The organism is Alloalcanivorax marinus (assembly GCF_016785095.1).
GTDB classification, from domain to species: domain Bacteria; phylum Pseudomonadota; class Gammaproteobacteria; order Pseudomonadales; family Alcanivoracaceae; genus Alloalcanivorax; species Alloalcanivorax marinus_A.
In genome coordinates, this window is the sequence record NZ_JAEKJB010000001.1 from 154425 (window position 1) to 171995 (window position 17571).

General features: G+C 66.9%; 20 protein-coding genes. 3 read left to right on the plus strand and 17 right to left on the minus strand.

Annotated features, from left to right (window positions below; translation table 11 throughout):
• Positions 1–18: 18 nt before the first annotated feature.
• Together JF515_RS00705 and JF515_RS00710 are read left to right on the plus strand one after the other, a co-directional pair.
• A complete protein-coding gene (locus JF515_RS00705; RefSeq protein ID WP_203099936.1) occupies positions 19–540 on the plus strand; it encodes a hypothetical protein in 522 nt (173 codons plus the stop codon).
• Positions 540–1808, plus strand: coding sequence for a di-heme oxidoredictase family protein (locus JF515_RS00710; RefSeq protein ID WP_203099938.1), 1269 nt, complete (start codon positions 540–542; stop codon positions 1806–1808). The genes JF515_RS00705 and JF515_RS00710 overlap by 1 nt, the downstream gene beginning before the upstream one ends.
• Before the next feature lie 222 nt (positions 1809–2030).
• Here JF515_RS00710 and JF515_RS00715 read toward each other — a convergent pair whose 3' ends face one another.
• From JF515_RS00715 to JF515_RS00780, 14 genes are all read right to left on the minus strand, one after another.
• Positions 2031–3380, minus strand: a complete 1350-nt coding sequence (locus JF515_RS00715; protein WP_203099941.1) for a DNA recombination protein RmuC — start codon at positions 3378–3380, stop codon at positions 2031–2033.
• A complete protein-coding gene (locus JF515_RS00720) occupies positions 3377–4174 on the minus strand; it encodes a TatD family hydrolase (RefSeq protein WP_203099943.1) in 798 nt (265 codons plus the stop codon). The genes JF515_RS00715 and JF515_RS00720 overlap by 4 nt, the downstream gene beginning before the upstream one ends.
• Positions 4175–4235: 61 nt before the next feature.
• Positions 4236–4583 carry a PilZ domain-containing protein gene (locus JF515_RS00725; RefSeq protein WP_203099951.1) on the minus strand — a complete coding sequence of 116 codons (348 nt, stop codon included), beginning with the start codon at positions 4581–4583 and terminating at the stop codon, positions 4236–4238.
• A 55-nt stretch (positions 4584–4638) separates the two neighbouring features.
• Positions 4639–5685, minus strand: coding sequence for a DNA polymerase III subunit delta' (locus JF515_RS00730; protein WP_203099953.1), 1047 nt, complete (start codon positions 5683–5685; stop codon positions 4639–4641).
• Positions 5676–6302 carry a dTMP kinase gene (gene tmk, locus JF515_RS00735; RefSeq protein WP_203099955.1) on the minus strand — a complete coding sequence of 209 codons (627 nt, stop codon included), beginning with the start codon at positions 6300–6302 and terminating at the stop codon, positions 5676–5678. Before tmk ends, JF515_RS00730 begins: the two co-directional genes overlap by 10 nt.
• A complete protein-coding gene (gene mltG, locus JF515_RS00740; protein ID WP_203099957.1) occupies positions 6299–7357 on the minus strand; it encodes an endolytic transglycosylase MltG in 1059 nt (352 codons plus the stop codon). The genes tmk and mltG overlap by 4 nt, the downstream gene beginning before the upstream one ends.
• Complete coding sequence (gene pabC / locus JF515_RS00745) at positions 7357–8148, minus strand: aminodeoxychorismate lyase (RefSeq protein WP_203099959.1); 792 nt, start codon at positions 8146–8148, stop codon at positions 7357–7359. Before pabC ends, mltG begins: the two co-directional genes overlap by 1 nt.
• A complete protein-coding gene (fabF, locus tag JF515_RS00750; protein WP_203099961.1) occupies positions 8145–9383 on the minus strand; it encodes a beta-ketoacyl-ACP synthase II in 1239 nt (412 codons plus the stop codon). Before fabF ends, pabC begins: the two co-directional genes overlap by 4 nt.
• Before the next feature lie 173 nt (positions 9384–9556).
• Entirely contained in the window at positions 9557–9790 is a 234-nt protein-coding gene (gene acpP / locus JF515_RS00755; protein WP_008928079.1) for an acyl carrier protein, read from the minus strand.
• Positions 9791–9978: 188 nt separating this feature from the next.
• Positions 9979–10713 carry a 3-oxoacyl-ACP reductase FabG gene (gene fabG / locus JF515_RS00760; RefSeq protein ID WP_203099963.1) on the minus strand — a complete coding sequence of 245 codons (735 nt, stop codon included), beginning with the start codon at positions 10711–10713 and terminating at the stop codon, positions 9979–9981.
• A 13-nt stretch (positions 10714–10726) separates the two neighbouring features.
• Complete coding sequence (fabD, locus tag JF515_RS00765; RefSeq protein WP_203099965.1) at positions 10727–11656, minus strand: ACP S-malonyltransferase; 930 nt, start codon at positions 11654–11656, stop codon at positions 10727–10729.
• Between the two features lie 159 nt (positions 11657–11815).
• A complete protein-coding gene (gene plsX, locus JF515_RS00770) occupies positions 11816–12838 on the minus strand; it encodes a phosphate acyltransferase PlsX (protein WP_203099967.1) in 1023 nt (340 codons plus the stop codon).
• A gap of 130 nt (positions 12839–12968) precedes the next feature.
• Positions 12969–13163: a 50S ribosomal protein L32 gene (gene rpmF / locus JF515_RS00775; protein WP_194296105.1), complete on the minus strand. Its 195-nt coding sequence runs from the start codon at positions 13161–13163 to the stop codon at positions 12969–12971.
• Positions 13164–13181: 18 nt separating this feature from the next.
• Positions 13182–13715 carry a YceD family protein gene (locus JF515_RS00780; protein ID WP_203099969.1) on the minus strand — a complete coding sequence of 178 codons (534 nt, stop codon included), beginning with the start codon at positions 13713–13715 and terminating at the stop codon, positions 13182–13184.
• A gap of 160 nt (positions 13716–13875) precedes the next feature.
• Here JF515_RS00780 and JF515_RS00785 point away from each other — a divergent pair, with 160 nt between their 5' ends.
• On the plus strand, positions 13876–14466 hold the full coding sequence (locus JF515_RS00785) for a Maf family protein (RefSeq protein ID WP_203099971.1): 591 nt from the start codon (positions 13876–13878) through the stop codon (positions 14464–14466).
• An 88-nt stretch (positions 14467–14554) separates the two neighbouring features.
• Here the strand turns inward: JF515_RS00785 and sppA are convergent, their stop codons facing one another.
• Genes sppA through JF515_RS00800 form a run of 3 tightly spaced genes read right to left on the minus strand, consistent with a single transcriptional unit; the run spans position 14555 to position 17156 of the window.
• Complete coding sequence (gene sppA, locus JF515_RS00790; protein WP_203099973.1) at positions 14555–15508, minus strand: signal peptide peptidase SppA; 954 nt, start codon at positions 15506–15508, stop codon at positions 14555–14557.
• A gap of 2 nt (positions 15509–15510) precedes the next feature.
• A complete protein-coding gene (locus tag JF515_RS00795; protein ID WP_203099975.1) occupies positions 15511–16203 on the minus strand; it encodes an HAD-IA family hydrolase in 693 nt (230 codons plus the stop codon).
• On the minus strand, positions 16200–17156 hold the full coding sequence (locus JF515_RS00800) for an RluA family pseudouridine synthase (protein ID WP_203099977.1): 957 nt from the start codon (positions 17154–17156) through the stop codon (positions 16200–16202). Before JF515_RS00800 ends, JF515_RS00795 begins: the two co-directional genes overlap by 4 nt.
• Between the last annotated feature and the right edge of the window lie 415 nt (positions 17157–17571).

Below are 17571 nucleotides of genomic sequence, written 5' to 3' on the forward strand. Positions count from 1 at the left end.
GGCCTTCAGGAGATCGGAATGAAAGTATTACTGGCTCTGGCGCTACTGCCTCTGCCCCTGGCCGCCCTGGCCCAGGCGGAGAACAGTGGTTGTGAAACCTATGCTGCCCCGGAGCAGGCGGTGGTCGAACGGTTCGCCGCTGCGTCCCTGCCGGCCCCGACCGGCGGGGAGGACGGCACCCCGGCGCGCCTGGACACCGGTACCGCCTACCAGGTGACACTGCTGCCACAGGCGCGGGTCCGGTTCGTCGCCGAGCCTGGCCGCCACACCCTGGCGGCCGGCGCCTACGCCACCACGCTGGTGTTCCATACCGACCAGGCCGGCCCCTATCGCGCCTATATCGACGACGCCAGCTGGGTGGACCTGGTGGACGAAAACGGCAAGCGGGTACCCTCGGAGGACTTCGGAGGCCGCCATGACTGCCGTCCGTTGCGCAAATTCGTGGCCTACAGCCTGGAGGCGGACCACGACTATGTGCTGCAACTGAGCGGCGGTACACGGCAGCGGATACGGGTGCTGGTGCAACCGGTCCCTCGTTGATGCGCCCTCGATCGATCCGATGCGCGCCGTTGCTCACCGGCACGCTGATCGGCTTGCTGACCGGGCCGGCGGGCGCCGAGCCACCGCCGGACCCGCGCCGGGGGGAGGCGTTCTTCAACACCGCCTTCGTGGCGGCGCCCTCCCCGGCCACCCTGCGCGATGGTCTCGGCCCGCTGTTCAACGCCGCCGCCTGCGACCAGTGCCACAGCCGGCGCGGCCGGCGCGCGCGGCCCGGCGATGGCGAGCCCTTGCCCAACGCGCTGGTGGTACAGCTTAGCCAGCGCCGGCCCGGTGGCGGCTGGGCACCCCACACCGCCTACGGCACCACCTTCAATCCCCTGGCGGTGGCCGGCGTGCCCGCCGAAGGCCGGGTCATCGTCCATTGGCGCACGGAACAGGGCCGCTACGCCGACGGAAAAAACTGGCGCCGGCAAGCGCCGGACTATGAATTCCAGGCACTCAGCCACGGCCCCCTGGGCCCGGAGGCGGCGTTCTCCGTGCGTGGCGCCGCCGCCCTGGACGGCGTGGGTGCCCTGGCGCGGATTCCGGCGGCGGTGGTGCTGGCCCGGGCCGACGCCGAGGATCGGGACGGCGATGGTATCCGCGGCCGGCCCAACTGGATTGTCGAGGACGGCGAACCACGCCTGGGGCGTTTCGGCTGGAAGGCCAATCACCCGGATCTGGAAAGCCAGATCGCCGCCGCCCTGATCAATGAGCAGGGCATCAGTACCTCGCGGCGCCCGGAATCGGGCTGCGCGCCGCCACAGAAGCGCTGCCAGGCGGCGCCGAACGGCGGCGAGCCGGAGATGGCCGACGACGATCTGGCCGCCCTGGTGGCGTTCGTGGCCGGGTTGGCGCCGCCGGCGCCGGTAGCCGGCCATGACCCGGCCGGCCACGGCGCCGCCCTGTTCCGGGCACTGGGCTGCGCCGCCTGCCATCAACCGTCCATCGAATGGCGGGAACAAGGACAGCCGGTACGGCTGGCACCGTACACGGACTTGCTGCTGCACGATCTGGGCGAGGGGTTGGCCGACCATCGACCGGACCAGCACGCCGGTGGCCGGGAATGGCGCACGACGCCGCTGTGGGGGCTGGGGCGGGCGCGACGCGCCGGGCTGCCGGCGTGCTATCTGCACGACTGCCGGGCGCGCCCCCTGGAGGAGGCGATTCTCTGGCACGGCGGCGAGGCCGCCGCCAGCCGGGACGCCTTCACCACCCTGCCCGCCCCACGCCGGCGGACGCTGCTGGATTTCCTGGAAGGCCTTTGATTGGTCGCCCCCATAGCAGCTCCGTAGGAGCCCTGTAGGAAGCAGCTCCGTAGGAGCCCTGTAGGAGCGACTTCAGTCGCGATGGCGAGGCACTCTGCCGCTGATCGCGACTGATGCGGAGCGCCGCCCGGTCGCTCCTACAGCCGCTACGGAGCGTCCCGGTGTGGTCCCCCTTCGGGGACGCGGCCCCGCTGGAGGCGCCGGCCCGCGTTTCCCAATCCGTTAATCGTCGCCGGCGTCGGTGATGTCGTCGGCGCGCTCTTCGCCGTCGTCGTCGTCCACCTTCTCCGGCAACGCCCGGCGCGCCTTGGCACCCAGGTCGCGCAGTTTGTGGGCCTGACCGAGCAGGTTGCCACGCCCTTCGGTGAGACGCTTGTAGGCGGTTTCCCAGGACAGCTGCGCCTTGTCGATCTTGTCGCCCACGTCACCGAGGGCTTCGGTGACGCGGGAAATCTGATCGCAAATCAGGCCGGCCCGGTTGGCGATGTCCAGAGCGTTGCGGTTCTGATACTCGTAGCGCCAGATGTTCTGGATGGTGCGCAACGTGACCAGCAAGGTGGTGGGGCTGACCAGCACGATGTTGCGTTCGTAGGCCTCGGTGTACAGACCCGGGTCGGCGTCCATGGCGGTCATGAAGGCCCCCTCCACGGGGATGAACAGCAGCACGAAATCCAGGCTGCGCACCCCTTCCAGATTGCCGTAGTCCTTGATGTTGAGGCCCTTGATATGGGCGCGCAGGGACTGTAAATGCTGTTCACGGCTGTCGCGGCGGCCTTCCTCGTTCTCGGCGCTGACCAGCCGCTCGTAGGCCACCAGCGACACCTTGGCATCGATCACCACGTCCTTGCCCTCGGGCAGATGGACGATGGCATCCGGCAGGCGGCGACCGCCCTCCTCGCTCTTCAGCGCCACCTGGGTGTCGTATTCACGGCCCTTGGTGAGCCCGGAACTCTCCAGCACCCGCTCCAGGATCATCTCGCCCCAGTTGCCCTGGGTTTTCACCTGCCCCTTGAGCGCCTCGGTGAGATTGCGGGCATCCAGATGCATCTGCTGGTTGAGGCTCTTGAGATGCAGCAACTGTTCGGTCATCGCCGCCTGGGCACGGGCATCATCGCTGTGGATCTGATCCACCCGGCGGCGGAACTCCGCCAGTTGTTCGCGGAATGGATTGAGCAACGTGTCCAGGCCCTGGCGGTTCTTCTCCTCGAACTGCTTGCTGCGGTGCTCGAAGATTTTCGCCGACAGATTCTCGAACTCCTGTTTGAGTTGCTCGCGGCTTTGCTCCAGGAACGCCAGTTTGTCGCGCTGGCCGGTAAGCCTCTCCTCCAGGCGGGCCTTGTCGGCGCGCTCCCGGGCAACCTGGTCCTGGGTGTCCCGTAGTTGTCCTTCCAGCGCCCCCAGTCGCTCCCTTTCGCGCTCCAGCTCCCGACGCAGCGCATCGCCGTCATGAAGCGCCTGGTCGCGCTCGCGGCGCGCCCGGGCCAGCGGCGCCCGCGCCAGGATCAGCGCCAGCAACGCCGTGAGCACCACCGCCAGGGCCACGGCCAACCCCAGTTGCACGGGATCGTTCATGAGGCCGCCTTGCTGAACAGCGTGTAGAAGTTATCGCGGGTAACGCGGGCCAGCTCGGCCACCGGCAGGTCCTTGAGCTCCGCCACGCATTCCGCCACCCGGGCTACATGACGCGGCTCGTTAGGCTTGCCGCGATACGGCACCGGCGCCAGCCAGGGGGAATCGGTTTCAATCAGCAGTCGCTCCACCGGCAGCGCACGCACGGTTTCGCGCAGGGCTTCCGCGTTGCGAAAGGTGACGATACCGGAAATGGAAATGTAGAAACCCAGGGCCATGGCCTGCTCGGCCATGTCGGTGTCCTCGGTAAAGCAATGCAGCACACCGCGCACCTCGCCGCCGCCGTGCTCGCGCAACAGCGCCAGGGTGTCGTCCTTGGCGCCCCGGGTGTGGATCACCAGCGGCAGGCCGGTACGCCGCGCCGCCTCGATGTGCGCCACGAAACGCTTGCGTTGCCACTCCCGCTCATCCTTGGCGTAGAAATAATCCAGACCGGTCTCGCCGATGGCCACCACCCGGGGATGATCCGCCAGGCGCGCCAGTTCGCCGGCGTCCGGTTCCCGGGAATCCTTGTAGAGAGGGTGCACGCCCACGGTGGCGTGCACGTCATCATGGCGTTCCGCCAGTTCGCGCACCCGCGGGAAGGTTTCCAGGTCCACGCCAATGCACAGCATGTGGGAAATGCCGTCGGCGCGGGTGGCGGCCATCATGGCCTGGAAGTCGCCCTGGTAGGCGTCCAGGTTGAGCCGGTCGAGATGGCAATGGGAATCCACCAGGTCGATCGCGGTGTCGGACATAGGGCTCGGCGTCTCCGCTGCTTACTTGAACAAGCGCCCTATTCTACACGCTATCGGGGGGTCACATGGTATGGGTGGGGCGATCCGATTGCAGCGCACCGGCGAGATGATTCTCGATGGTACGGCGGGCGGTATCGTCCTGGTCGGAGAACTGCACGCCGATGCCGGCGGTACGATTGCCCTGGGCGCCCTGGGGGGTGATCCAGACCACCTTGCCGGCCACCGGAATCTTCTCCGGCTCATCCATCACGTTGAGCAACAGAAAGATTTCCTCGCCGAGCTGGTAGTTCTTGTCGGTGGGAATAAAGAGTCCGCCGTTGGTGATGAACGGCATATAAGCGGAATACAGGGCCGCCTTGTCCTTGATGCTCAACGACAGGATGCCGCTGCGGCCTCCAGGCATTTTCATGTCCGTCTCCCCCGTGCGGGAGCCCTCGGGCACCCGTTTTTCTGTTTCAGGCAGATTAGAAGCCGCTGGCGGAGGCGTCAACGCCCACCAGCACCAGCAACCACTGCTCCATCAGCAATTCCTTATTGGGGTTGGCGCCGGCCAGCAGTTGGCGGCGGCCTTCCATGACCCGGTGAGCGGCGCGCAGCAGCCGCGCCGGCGGCACTTGCGCGGCCAATTGGCGCAGCAGGGGCTCCACCTTGGGGTCGGTGACGGTGGCCGGGTCGGCATCGCCACCCTGCTCCCCCAGCGCGGCCAGCACCGCGGCCCGGGCCAGCCAGCCATACAGCACGCCGGCCATCACCCGGGGATCGTGGGCCGCCAGCGCCTGGCCCGCCTGAGCCGGCGACGCGCGCCCCAGGGCCACCGCCAGTAACTGGCCGGCCAGCTGCTCGCGGGCGGCGAACCAGTCCGCCTCCTGTAACCCCAGGGCCCGCAACGGGGCGCCCTGGGCGGCGGCGAGCAGGGCCGGCGCGTCGCGCTCGCCCACCTGGGGTGTAAGCCACTCCAGCGCCGCTTCGCGGCCCGGCAGAGGCAGATGGCGCTGCTGGCAGCGGCTGCGGATGGTCGGCAACAACAGGCTGGGCTGGTCGCTGACCAGGATCAGCACCAGCCCCTCGCCGGGCTCTTCCAGGGTCTTCAAAAGGGCATTCTGGGCGCTGCGATTCAGCGCCTCCGCGGGGGCAATCAGCGCCACCCGGGCACCACCGTAATGGGCGGTGCGGCCGGCGAATTCCACCAGCCGACGTACCTGATCGATCTTGATCGCGTTGGAACCGGCTTCCGGCACCAGGGTCTGGGCATCCGGATGGGTGCCGGCGGCGCTCAGATGGCAGCCGTCGCACTGGCCACAGGCGAGCCCGGCCCGGGGCTGCGCGCAGAGCAACGCCTGGGCCAACGACTGGGCCAGGCGGAACTTGCCAATGCCGGTGGCACCGGCGAACAGCAACGCGTGGGGCAGCCGGCCCTGGCCATGCTGGTCCAGCAGCCTCTGCATCTCGTCCCGGTGCCAGGGACAGGGCACCTGGATCGGTGCCCGGCCCTGGGATTCACTCACCGCCACCGCAGCATCTCCTGAAGATGGGTTTCCAGTTGCGCGCGCACCGCTTCAAGGTCGGCGCCGGCGTCGATCACCCGGAACCGCTCCGGCTCCGCCGCCGCCCGATCAAGATAGCATTGCCGCACCCGCTCGAAGAAAGCCACCGCTTCGCGCTCGATGCGGTCCGGGCTGGAGCGCTTGCCGGCACGGGCCATGCCCTGGGCCACCGGCACATCGAACAGCAGGGTCCGGTCCGGGCTGAGCCCCTCCAGCACCAGGGATTCCAGAGCGGCGATGGCATCGCGGTCGAGGCCCCGGCCGGCGCCCTGGTAGGCCCAGGTGGCGTCCATGAAACGGTCGCACAGCACCCAATCGCCGCGTGCCAGGGCCGGTCGGATGCGCGCCGCCAGATGCTGGGCACGGGCGGCGAACACCAGCAGCAGCTCGGTGGTATCGGCCATCGGCTCGGGCCCCGGGTCCAGCAATACCGCGCGGATTCGCTCCGCCAGTTCGGTGCCGCCCGGCTCCCGGGTCACGGTCACCGCCACCCCGGCGGCGCGCAGGCGCTCGGCCAGCCACTCCAGATTGGAGCTCTTGCCGGCGCCTTCGCCGCCCTCCAGGGTGATAAAGCGGCCGCTCACTGGGACGGCCCCGGGTGCGAACGGTAATCGGAACGACGCCGCAACTGGTATTCACGCACCGCCCGCTGGTGCTCGGCCAGGGTTCTGGAAAATTTGTGGCTGCCATCGCCCCGGGCCACGAAGTACAGGTCTTCGGTGGGCGCCGGGCGCACCGCCGCGAGGATTGAATCACGCCCGGGCATGGCAATCGGCGTCGGCGGCAGGCCGCTGATACGATAGGTGTTGTAGGGGGTGGCGCGGCGCAGGTCGGAGCGACGGATGTTACCGTCGTAGTCCTCGCCCATGCCGTAGATCACCGTCGGATCGGTCTGCAGGCGCATGCCCCGGCGCAGCCGGTTGATGAACACCCCGGCGATGCGACCACGCTCATCGGGCACGGCGGTTTCCTTTTCGATGATCGAAGCCATGATCAGCGCCTGGTAGGGGTCGTCGTAAGGCAGATCCTCGTCCCGGGACAGCCACGCCTCGTCGAGAATACCCTGCTGACGCCGCAGGGCGCGACGCAGCAGGTCCAGGTCCGAGGTGCCGCGGGTATAGAAATAGGTTTCCGGCGCGAACCAGCCCTCCGGGTGCTGATCCGGCAGCCCCAGGCGGGCCATGATCTCGCTTTCTTCCAGCCCCCGGGTTTCGTGTTCCAATCCGTCCAGCCCTTCCAGCAGGGCCCGCCATTCGCGGAAGGTCCAGCCCTCCACCAGGGTAATGCTGCGCTGCATCACCTCGCCCCGATCAATCTTCTCCAGCAGCGTGAGCAAGGAGTCACCGGGGACAAGCTGGTATTCGCCCACGTAGAGACGGCTATCCAGGCCGGTGAAGGCGCTGTACAGCCGCGCGCCCCAGCGGCGCAGACGTGCCTCGCCGGGGTCGCCCAGCAAGCCGTCGCGGCGCATGGCGGCCAGCACGCCACTGAACGTGGCGCCCCTTGGCACATCCACCACCGCGGTGTCTTCCAATGGCAACGACTTGTGCAGATAGCTGCTCACCCAGAAACCGGCCACCGGAATGCCGATCACGATGAACAGCACCAGTAGCCCGAGCAATCGAATTTTTCGGCGCATTATTGAAAAAGGAGATCCAGATCCCGTTGAAATCGTCGTACCGGTTCAGTCACCGGCCAGACCCATGGCGCCAGTTTACGCACCGGCAGCACGCCCACAACACTGTTAGCGAGAAAAACCGCGTCGGCGGCGTGCAGATGTGACAGCGGCCTCATACGCACATCGATGCACCAGCCTTGCCGCTCCGCGTGCTCCAGCAGCCATTCCCGGGCCACTCCCGCCACCCCGGCGCGCTCCAGGGCGGGGGTCCAGAGGGTGTCGCCATGGAGCGCGAACAGATTCATGGCGGTGGCCTCCACCGGCCGCTCCCACTCATCGAGCATCAGCCCTTCATGCCAGCCGTGGCGGGCCACCTCGCGGCGACCCAGCACCTGCGGCAGACGGTTGAGGTGCTTGAAACCCGCCATCGGATCAAGGCCCAGCCGGGTATCACAAATGCCCAGTTCCAGGCCGTCATGGCGACATTCCCGGGACCAGACCGGCGATGGGCCGAAACGGGCGAACAGCGTGGGCGTGGGGGATTCCGGGGGTAGATAACCGCGACCACCGGGGCCGCGGGTCAGGGTCAGCTTGAGCACCCCGGCGCCGGTGGCGCCGGCCAGCGCCTCGGCGCGGCAGCGCTCCACCGTGTCCCGGTCCACGGGAATGCCGAGACGCTCGGCGCCGGCCAGCAGCCGCGCCCGGTGGCGCGGCCACAGCGGCGTGGCGCCGCCAGCGGAGACCCGCAGGGTCTCGAACAGGCCATCGCCGTAGGCAAGGCCCCGGTCATTGCTGGCGACGGTGTCGTTCACACCTTGCGGAACAGCAGGGAACCGTTGGTGCCACCGAAGCCGAAGGAGTTGGACAGGGCCACGTCGATGGGACGGGCCTGGGCTTCGTTGGCCACCAGGTCCAGGTCACAGCCCTCATCCGGGCTGTCCAGGTTGATCGTGGGCGGCGCCACGGAGTCACGCATGGCCAGCAGGGTGAAGATCGCTTCCACCGCGCCGGCGGCACCCAGAAGATGACCCACCATGGATTTGGTGGAGCTCATGGCCAGCTTGTAGGCGTGATCGCCAAAGATCTTCTTCACCGCGTGGATCTCGATCAGATCCCCGACCTTGGTGGAAGTGGCGTGAGCGTTCACGTAGCCCACTTCCGAGGGGTCGATGCCGGCGTCGCGGAAGGCGTTGCCCATGGACAGGGCCGCCCCGGCGCCATCCTCGGAGGGCGCGGTCATGTGATAGGCATCGTCGCTGAGGCCAAAACCGGCCACTTCGCCGTAGATGGTGGCACCCCGTGCCTTGGCACGCTCGTATTCCTCCAGCACCACGGCGCCGGCGCCATCGGCCAGCACGAAGCCGTCACGGTCCTTGTCCCAGGGGCGGCTGGCCGCCTGGGGATCATCGTTGCGGGTGGAGAGCGCGCGGGCGGCGGCGAAGCCCCCCATGCCCAACGGCGTGGACCCCTTCTCGGCACCGCCGGCGATCATCACGTCGGCGGTGCCGAGCTGAATCTGCTGGGCGGCGAAGCCGATGTTGTGAGTGCCGGTGGTGCAGGCGGTGACGGTGGCGAAGTTGGGCCCCTTGAGGCCGTACATGATGGCCAGGTTACCGGCGATCATGTTGATGATGGTGCTCGGCACGAAGAACGGAGACAGCTTGCGCGGGCCGGAGGCCAGCAGCTTCTCGTGGTTTTCCTCGATATTGGTGAGGCCACCAATGCCCGAGCCGATGGCGGCGCCGATACGCTCGCCGTTTTCCTTGTCCATCTCCAGCCCGGCGTCACGGATCGCCTGAATGGCGGCGATCATGCCGTACTGCACGAACAGGTCCATCTTGCGCGCTTCCTTCGGGGACAGATAGTCCTCCAGCGCGAACTCCGGCACCAGGCCGGCGAATTTGGTGGCGAAGGCCTCGGTATCGAAATGCTCGATCGGCCGGATGCCGCTGCGCCCGGCCTTAATGCCTTCCCAGGTGCTGGCCACGTCCGCCCCCAAGGGACTCAACATACCCAGACCGGTCACTACTACTCGACGTCGTGTCACCTGCTTTCCTCCCGCGTCAGGATTGCCGCGCGGCGACCGCCGCAATCCCCACTGTAGCACGCGCCAGGGCCCCCGAAAGCCCCGGCGCGAGCCGGCGATGTTCCGAAAAAAAACCGCAAGCCCGACGAGCCTGCGGTTTTTTTGACTGTCTGTTCAGTCGGCCGCGATCAGTATCAGCTGTGCGCCTTGATGTAATCCACGGCAGCTTGAACGGTACTGATCTTCTCCGCTTCTTCGTCGGGAATTTCAGTCTCGAATTCTTCCTCGAGGGCCATTACCAGCTCAACAGTGTCCAGGGAATCGGCACCCAGGTCCTCGACGAAGGAGGCTTCGGATTTGACGTCTTCCGGCTTGACGCCGAGTTGTTCGACGATGATCTTCTGGACCCGTTCTTCGATGCTGCTCATGATGTTATAACTCTCCTGTTGATGGTGTGCGAGCACCTATGAGCGGCTATTCTAGGTGAACGCCATTCGCGCTTGCAAGCCGCTCTCGGCACCCGCTTTCACGGATTAGGTTTCCAAATGTTTAGCTTCGGATGCGGGCACGATAGCGTTTTTTGCCGTTCGTGTCCCGTGCAATTCCCTGACCCTGGTCAACCAGTGAACATCCCGCCATTGACGTGCACCGTGGTGCCGGTCACATAACCGCCGCCGTCGCTGGCCAGCCAGTTCACCGCGCTGGCCACTTCCGCCGGCGCGCCCAGGCGCCCCAGGGGAATACCGCTGAGCAGTGCTTCGCGCTGCGCCTCGGGCAAAGCATCGGTCATATCGGTCTGAATAAAGCCCGGCGCCACCGCGTTGACGGTGATATTGCGCGAGCCCAGCTCGCGGGCCAACGCCCGGGTGAAGCCTTCCACCCCGCCCTTGGCGGCGGCGTAGTTGGCCTGGCCGGCGTTGCCCATGGTTCCGACCACGGAACTGATGTTGATGATCCTGCCCCAGCGTGCCTTGGTCATGCCCTTAAGGCACGCCTTGGACACCCGGTACAGGGAATTCAGATTGGTGTTGATCACATCCGCCCACTCGTCGGCCTTCATGCGCAGCATGATGTTGTCACGGGTGATACCGGCGTTGTTGACCAGCACCAGCGGCGCGCCGTGGGCCTCGCCGATGTGTTTGACGGTATCGGCCACGGAAGCATCGTCGGCCACGTCCATGACCACCCCGGTGCCCCGCTCGCCGAGATACTCAGCGATGGTGGCGGCCCCTTTTTCGCTGGTGGCGGTGCCCACCACGAACAAGCCGGCATCGGCCAGTTGCTCGGCGATGGCGCGGCCAATGCCACGGGTGGCGCCGGTGACCAGCGCGACTTTACGTTCTTCACTCATTACGAAATCCTCGTCACTCGCCGCTCAGGGCCGCTTCGAAGGCGGCGCCGTTTTCCAGCGGCTTGGCGGTCAGGGAGCGATCAATGCGCTTGGCCAGGCCGCTGAGCACCTTGCCCGGGCCGCACTCGTACAGGGTTTCCACGCCGTCGGCGGCCAGAGCCTGCACCGTTTCCACCCAGCGTACCGGGCAGTACAACTGCCGTACCAGGGCCTCGCGAATGCGCGCCGGATCGGTTTCCCGGGCCACGTCCACATTGTTGATCACCGGCAGTTCGGCCGGGTGGAAATTGGTGTTCTCGAGATGCCCGGCGAGCCGCTCCGCCGCCGGCTTCATCAGCCCGCAGTGGGACGGTACGCTCACCGGCAGGGGCATGGCGCGTTTGGCGCCGGCGTCCTTGCAGGCCGCCACGGCGCGCTCCACGGCACTGGCCTGGCCGGCGATCACCACCTGGCCGGGGGCGTTGAAGTTGACCGCCTCGACCACTTCGCCATCGGCGGCGGCGGCGCAGGCCTGGCGTACCTGGTCATCATCCAGGCCCAGAATCGCGGCCATGCTGCCCTCGCCGTCCGGCACCGCCTGCTGCATCAACTGGCCACGGGTGCGCACCAGGCGCACGGCATCGCCCAGATTCAGCACGCCGGCGCAGGTCAGCGCGGTGTACTCACCCAGGCTGTGGCCGGCCAGCAGCGCCGGGCGCGGCCCACCGGCCTGCTCCCACAGCTTCCACAGCGCCACGCCGGCGGTAAGCAGCAGGGGCTGGGTGTTCTCGGTGCGGTTGAGGGCGTCCTGCGGGCCGTCCTGGGCCAGGGCCCACAGGTCCAGGTCCAGAGCGCCGGAGGCTTCCTGAAAGGCCTGACGCACCGGGGTGCGATCAGCGAAATCGGCCAGCATCCCGAGACTTTGGGAGCCCTGACCGGGAAAAACGAATGCGGTTTTCGACATGGGGATCCTCTATCGGTATTCGCCCGTTGCTTCGTGGCCGGCAGTATGCCCGTCCGCGTCGGACTTGTCCGGTGCCGGCCTGCAACAAAGTATGAACCGGCGCCATTCGGGCCCGCCCCGCGATCGCGACGCCCCGCCCGGCCGCCCCTACAATCGCGCCTACAACAAAGAGTCGGTCGGCGCCAGGGCGTCCCGGATCAGCGCCGGCACGTTACGCTCGGCTTCCAGCACCGCCACTTCCAGGGCGCTGGCGAAGCCTTCCACGCTGGTGCCACCGTGGCTCTTCACCACCACGCCATTGAGCCCCACCAGACTGGCGCCATTGTAACGGTCCGGGTCCATGCGTTTCTTGAGCCCGCCGAGCAGCGGCAAGGCGAACAGGCCGCTGAGCTTGCGCAGCAGCGAACGGCTGGCTTCCTCGCGGATCATGCCGCCGATCATCTTGGCCACGCCTTCCATGGTTTTCAGCGACACATTGCCGACAAAGCCATCGCACACCACCACGTCCACGTCGCCCAGGAAGATGCCATTGCCTTCCACGAAGCCCACGTAGTTCAGGTCCTCGGCCTGGCTCATCAGGTTGGCGGCTTCCTTGATCTGTTCATTGCCCTTGATGTCTTCCTCGCCGATGTTCAGCAACGCCACCTTGGGCCGTTTCTGGCCGTCCACGGCGCGCACCACCGCCTGCCCCATCATGGCGAACTGCAGCAGGTGGGCCGGCTCGGAATCCACATTGGCGCCCAGATCGAGCATGTGGCAGTGGCCGGAGGCGGTGGGAATGGCGGTACAGATGGCAGGCCGGTCGACACCGGGCAGGGTCTTGAGGACGAACCGGCTGACCGCCATCAAGGCACCGGTATTGCCGGCGCTGACGGCGGCCTGGGCGCGGCCTTCCTTGACCTGGTTGATCGCCACGCGCATGGACGAGTCCTTCTTCTGGCGCAGCGCCACCGCCACCGGGTCATCCATGGCGACCACCTCGGAGGCCGGCGCCACGCTCACCCGGGGGTGCGCGTCCAGGCCTTCCTTCTTGAGTTCCGGGGCGAGCGCCTCGGGGGCGCCCACCATGATCACGCTCAGATTGGCGTGGCGGGCCAGCACCCGCGCCACGGCCGGCACGGTCACCGGCAAACCGTGGTCACCGCCCATGGCGTCCACGGCCAAGGTCACAACCGCTGACATGGCAAGATTCCATCTGGGAAGAAGCGACGGCCATGATACGGCGTCGTCATGGCGTTAACAAAACGGGAGCCACCAGGGCTCCCGTCTCGGTTCGGTCCAAACGCCACCGGCGGGCGGCGGCGGGACTTACTTACTCTTCTTCGTCGTCGATCTCGTCATTGCGGATCACCTGACGGCCCTTGTACATGCCGTCCGGAGAGATGTGGTGACGACGGTGCACTTCACCGGTGTTGGCGTCCTCGGTGAGCGTGGGCGCGGACAGCGCGTCGTGGGAACGGCGCATGCCGCGCTTGGAACGGGTCTTGCGATTCTGTTGAACAGCCATTGCTTGCTCCTCGGCGTGTTACTTGCGGCGGCCCTTCAATTGGGCCAGCACGGCAAACGGATTATCCGAATTGGTTTGCGTGTCGTCCGGGTCCTGCTCCGGTTCCGGATCGGAACCGGCCGACGCCGGACGCGGGCACTCATCGTGCAGAGCCACCAGGGGCAGGGCCAGCAGCAGCTCTTCTTCAACGAGCTCCGCCAGGCTCAGGCGCTCCTCGGTGACCAGCAAGGGGTCCAGATGCGTCGGCAACGCCTTCGCCTGATCCTCGCTCCACACCAGCACCAGATCCACGTCGGCCGCGACGGGATGGTGCACCGGTTCCAGACAACGCTGGCAAACCAGTATCAGGGTGGTCTCCACACGACCTTGAACACGTCCGCGGCCGTCATCATCGCGGCCAAAGGCCAGCTTCACCCGAACCGGCTGGTCCTGGCTGTCGCGATATTCCCGCAGACGGGGCAGATCCCCGACCCGGGCTTCGCCTTCGACGACGCGTTCCTGGTCCGCGTACTTGCGCGGTTCCAGATACGGTGGCAGTTGCCCTGAAAACATAAGCGCGCAATTCTAGGCGCGCCCCCGCGTCCTGTCAAAGCCAAATTGCAACCCGGGGACGCACCTTAACTGATTGAGAAAACTGGATTTTTCGTGCACCACCTGGATCGGGCCGGTACACTCCGCCGCGCCCAAGCCTCCAACCGCAAGCGAGTCAGCCATGAAGCAACGGTCTCAACCCCTGATCCTGGCCTCTTCGTCGCCGTTCCGCCGCGAATTGCTCGGCAAGCTCGGGCTGGCGTTCGACCACCACGGCCCGGACATCGACGAAAGCGCCCGGCCCGGGGAAACGCCCACCGAACTGGTGCTGCGTCTGGCCCGCGCCAAAGCCGCCGCGCTGGCCGGGAATCACCCGGACGCGCTGATCATCGGCTCCGACCAGGTCGCCGTGATCGATGACGAGGTGCTCGGCAAACCCGGCGACCGGGACACCGCCGTGGCCCAGTTGCGCCGCGCCAGCGGCCGCACCGTGACCTTTCTGACCGGCCTGTGCCTGCTGAACGCGGAAACCGGTCGCCACCAGAGCGCCTGCGAACGTTTCACGGTGCACTTCCGGCGTCTGCGTGACACCCAGATTGAACGTTACATCGAGCTGGAACAACCGCTCAATTGCGCCGGCAGCTTCAAATCCGAAGGGCTCGGCATCGTGCTGTTCAAGAGCCTGGAAGGCCGCGACCCCAACGCCCTGGTGGGCCTGCCGCTGATCCTGCTTACCGACTTCCTGGCCGCCGAAGGCGTCACCCTGCCCTGAGGCGGATCGCGACTAAAGCGGCATGCCGCCCAGTCGCTCCTACGCGCCATTGATTCGCTGTAGGAGCGACTTTAGTCGCGATCAGTCGCTAGCGAATCGTTGGCGCCCCGCTTTCCAGGCCGAGCGCCTGGCCAAGGCCATCACCAATGGACACCCCGAACTTCTTGAGCACCTTGTCCAGCGGCGAGGCGCTCACGGTGTAATCCACGGTGCGCTCCACGCCCACCACGTCCCGGGCCACCTGCCCCGGACTCTTGAGGCCATCCACCAGACCCAGCTCCAGGGCGCGCTGACCGGTCCAGAACAACCCGGAGAACAGCTCCGGATGCCCCTCCACCTTGAGCCGGTCGCCACGGCCCTGCTTGACCGCCCCGATGAACTGCTGGTGAATCTCGTCAAGCATGGCCTGCACGTGCTCGCGGTCCTTGTCCTTCACCGGCGCGAACGGATCAAGAATGTCCTTGTTCTCACCGGCGGTGTAGACGCGACGCTCCACGCCCAGCTTGTCGGCGGCCTCCTGGAGGCCGAAGTTGGCCATGATCACGCCGATGGAACCGACGATGCTGGCCGGGTCGGCGTAGATCTCATCCGCGGCGGAAGCGATGTAGTAGGCCCCGGAGGCGCCCATGTCGGTGATCGCCGCGTACAGTTTCTTGTCCGGGTGCTCGGCGCGCAGGCGGCGGATTTCGTTGTAAACGAAGCTGGACTGCACCGGCGAACCACCCGGGCTGTTGATGCGCAGGATCACCGCCTTGGCGTTGTCCGCCTCGAAGGCCTCGCGCAGCCCGGTGCTGATCAGGTCGGCGCTGGCCGGGGAATCGGCCATGATGGCGCCGTTCAGATCCACCACCGCCACATGGGGCTCGGCCACCGCCAGGGAGTCCCCGGGCCGGTTGGCGGAAAACAGGAACAGCAGCGAGAACAGGTAAATAAAGCCCAGGCTCTTGAAGAAAATCCCCCAGCGCCGGCTCTTGCGTTGTTCCGCCTGGGCCTGGCCCAGCAGTTTCTCGATCAGTTTCCACTCTTTGTTGTTGCCTTCCATCGTCACACTCTTCGCTCGCGTTCAAGTCGCTCGTGTTCAAGTTCCCCGGGCAGCCCGACCACGGGCAGCAGCTGCGGCAGGGCGTCGATCACCGCCAGGGGGTCGAAGGTCATCAGCCGGCCCACGGGATGGGCGCCATAGCTCACCCCCACCCGATCCACGCCGGCGGCGCGGGCCATTTCCAGATCGAAGGAAGTATCCCCCACCACCAGGGCCCGTTCCGGACGGACAGCCAGTTCCAGCAATAATTCCTCGACCATGGCCGGATGCGGCTTGGAACGGCTCTCATCGGCGCAGCGCGAGGCGTGGAACCAGTGCCCCAGGCCGGCGTTGCTCCACACCCGATCCAGCCCCTTGCGGCTCTTGCCGGTGGCCACCGCCAACCGCAGGCCGGCGTCGCGCAGCGCCGCCAGGGTCGCTTCCGCGTGCGGGTAGAGCCGGCTGGGGGTGGCCTCCGCCGCCACGAAGTGAAACGCGTAGCGGTCGCGCATGCGGCCCAGCATGGGATCGTCGATATCCGGGTACAGAGCGCGAATCGCCTCCGGCAGCCCCAGGCCGATGATGCCACGCACGGTGTCATCGTCCAGCACCGGCAGATCAAGGTCGCGGCCGGCACTGTGCATGCATTCCACGATGCGCGCCGTGGAATCCATCACGGTGCCGTCCCAATCGAAAATCACCAGGTCGTAATTCATGCCCGCTTCCCCGCCCTCAGGCCAGCGAGGATGGCCTCGAAATCCTCGTCCAAAGGCGCGGTGACGGTAATCCTCTCACCACTCTCCGGGTGACGGAACGCCAGGGTGCGGGCGTGCAGACACAGCCGCCGCCGACCCAGGTCGGCCAGCTTGCGGTCGCCCCGTTCACTGCCGTACTTGTCGTCGCCGAGCAACGGGAAGCCACCGAACTGGGCATGCACGCGGATCTGATGGGTGCGGCCGGTGCCCAAGGTGGCCTCCACCAGGGCGACGTCGCCAAAACGCTCGATCAGCGCGAAATCGGTGACCGACGGCTTGCCCTCCCGGGACACCCGCACCACCCGCTCATTGCCCTGCATGAGCTTAAGCAGCGGCGCCTCCATGCGGCGCTCCTTGCCCTTGAAGCCCTGGCAGAGCAGCCAGTAACGCTTCTCCACCCCACCCTGCTGCATCAGCCTCTGCAGCTTACGCAGGAATCCCCGGTGACGGGCCACCATGATGCAGCCGCTGGTATCCCGGTCGAGCCGATGCACCAGCTCCAGTTGGGTCTCCTTGGGATAGAGCACGCGCAGCGCCTCGATCAACCCCAGGCTGACACCGCTGCCGCCATGCACCGCCAGGCCGGCGGGCTTATTGAAGATCATCAGGCGGTCGTCCTGGTAAATCAGCGCCCGGGACAGGCGCTCGGCGAGGCCGTCGCTGACCACCGGCGGCGCCGACGACTCACTGGTGCGAACAGGCGGGATGCGCACCACGTCGTCGGTGGCCAGCCGGGTGGTGGGCTTGGCGCGCTTCTTGTTCACGCGCACCTCGCCGGCACGGATGATGCGGTAAATACGCGAGCGCGGCACGCCCTTGAGGTGGACGAACAGGAAATTATCCAGGCGTTGGCCGTCGCGCCCGTCATCAATGGTGATGAAGGTGACGCGATCGGCGGCGGGGGTGTCAGACATGCGGCGATTCTAGCCAAGGCGCCCGGCCCGCGCCAGCGCCGGCGCGCGGCCCCGCCCGATTCGTCGACCTTCACCCCCCTCATTCATGTATCTGATTGATCGCATTATGGTTTCACTGCTATTATCCGGTGTCGGCCGAGGCTGGCCAACGGCGACGCGCAGCGACCATTCGCCGTCGGTAGACACAGTACCCGCCAGCCCGCCCGACAAAAACAGAGACGAACGGGCCCTTGGGGCCCCGACGCTGCATGGCACCGCGGAGCGGTCACACACTCCCTCCGGCGGCCGACCGAAAACCAACAACGGCGGTCTGCAGCATCAGGTCGAAGACAAAACGGTGTGCCGTCGTGGCCGCGCGTGACGCGCCCGACGACACCCCGGCACGGTATACAGACACGAAGAGTTTACCCGGTCC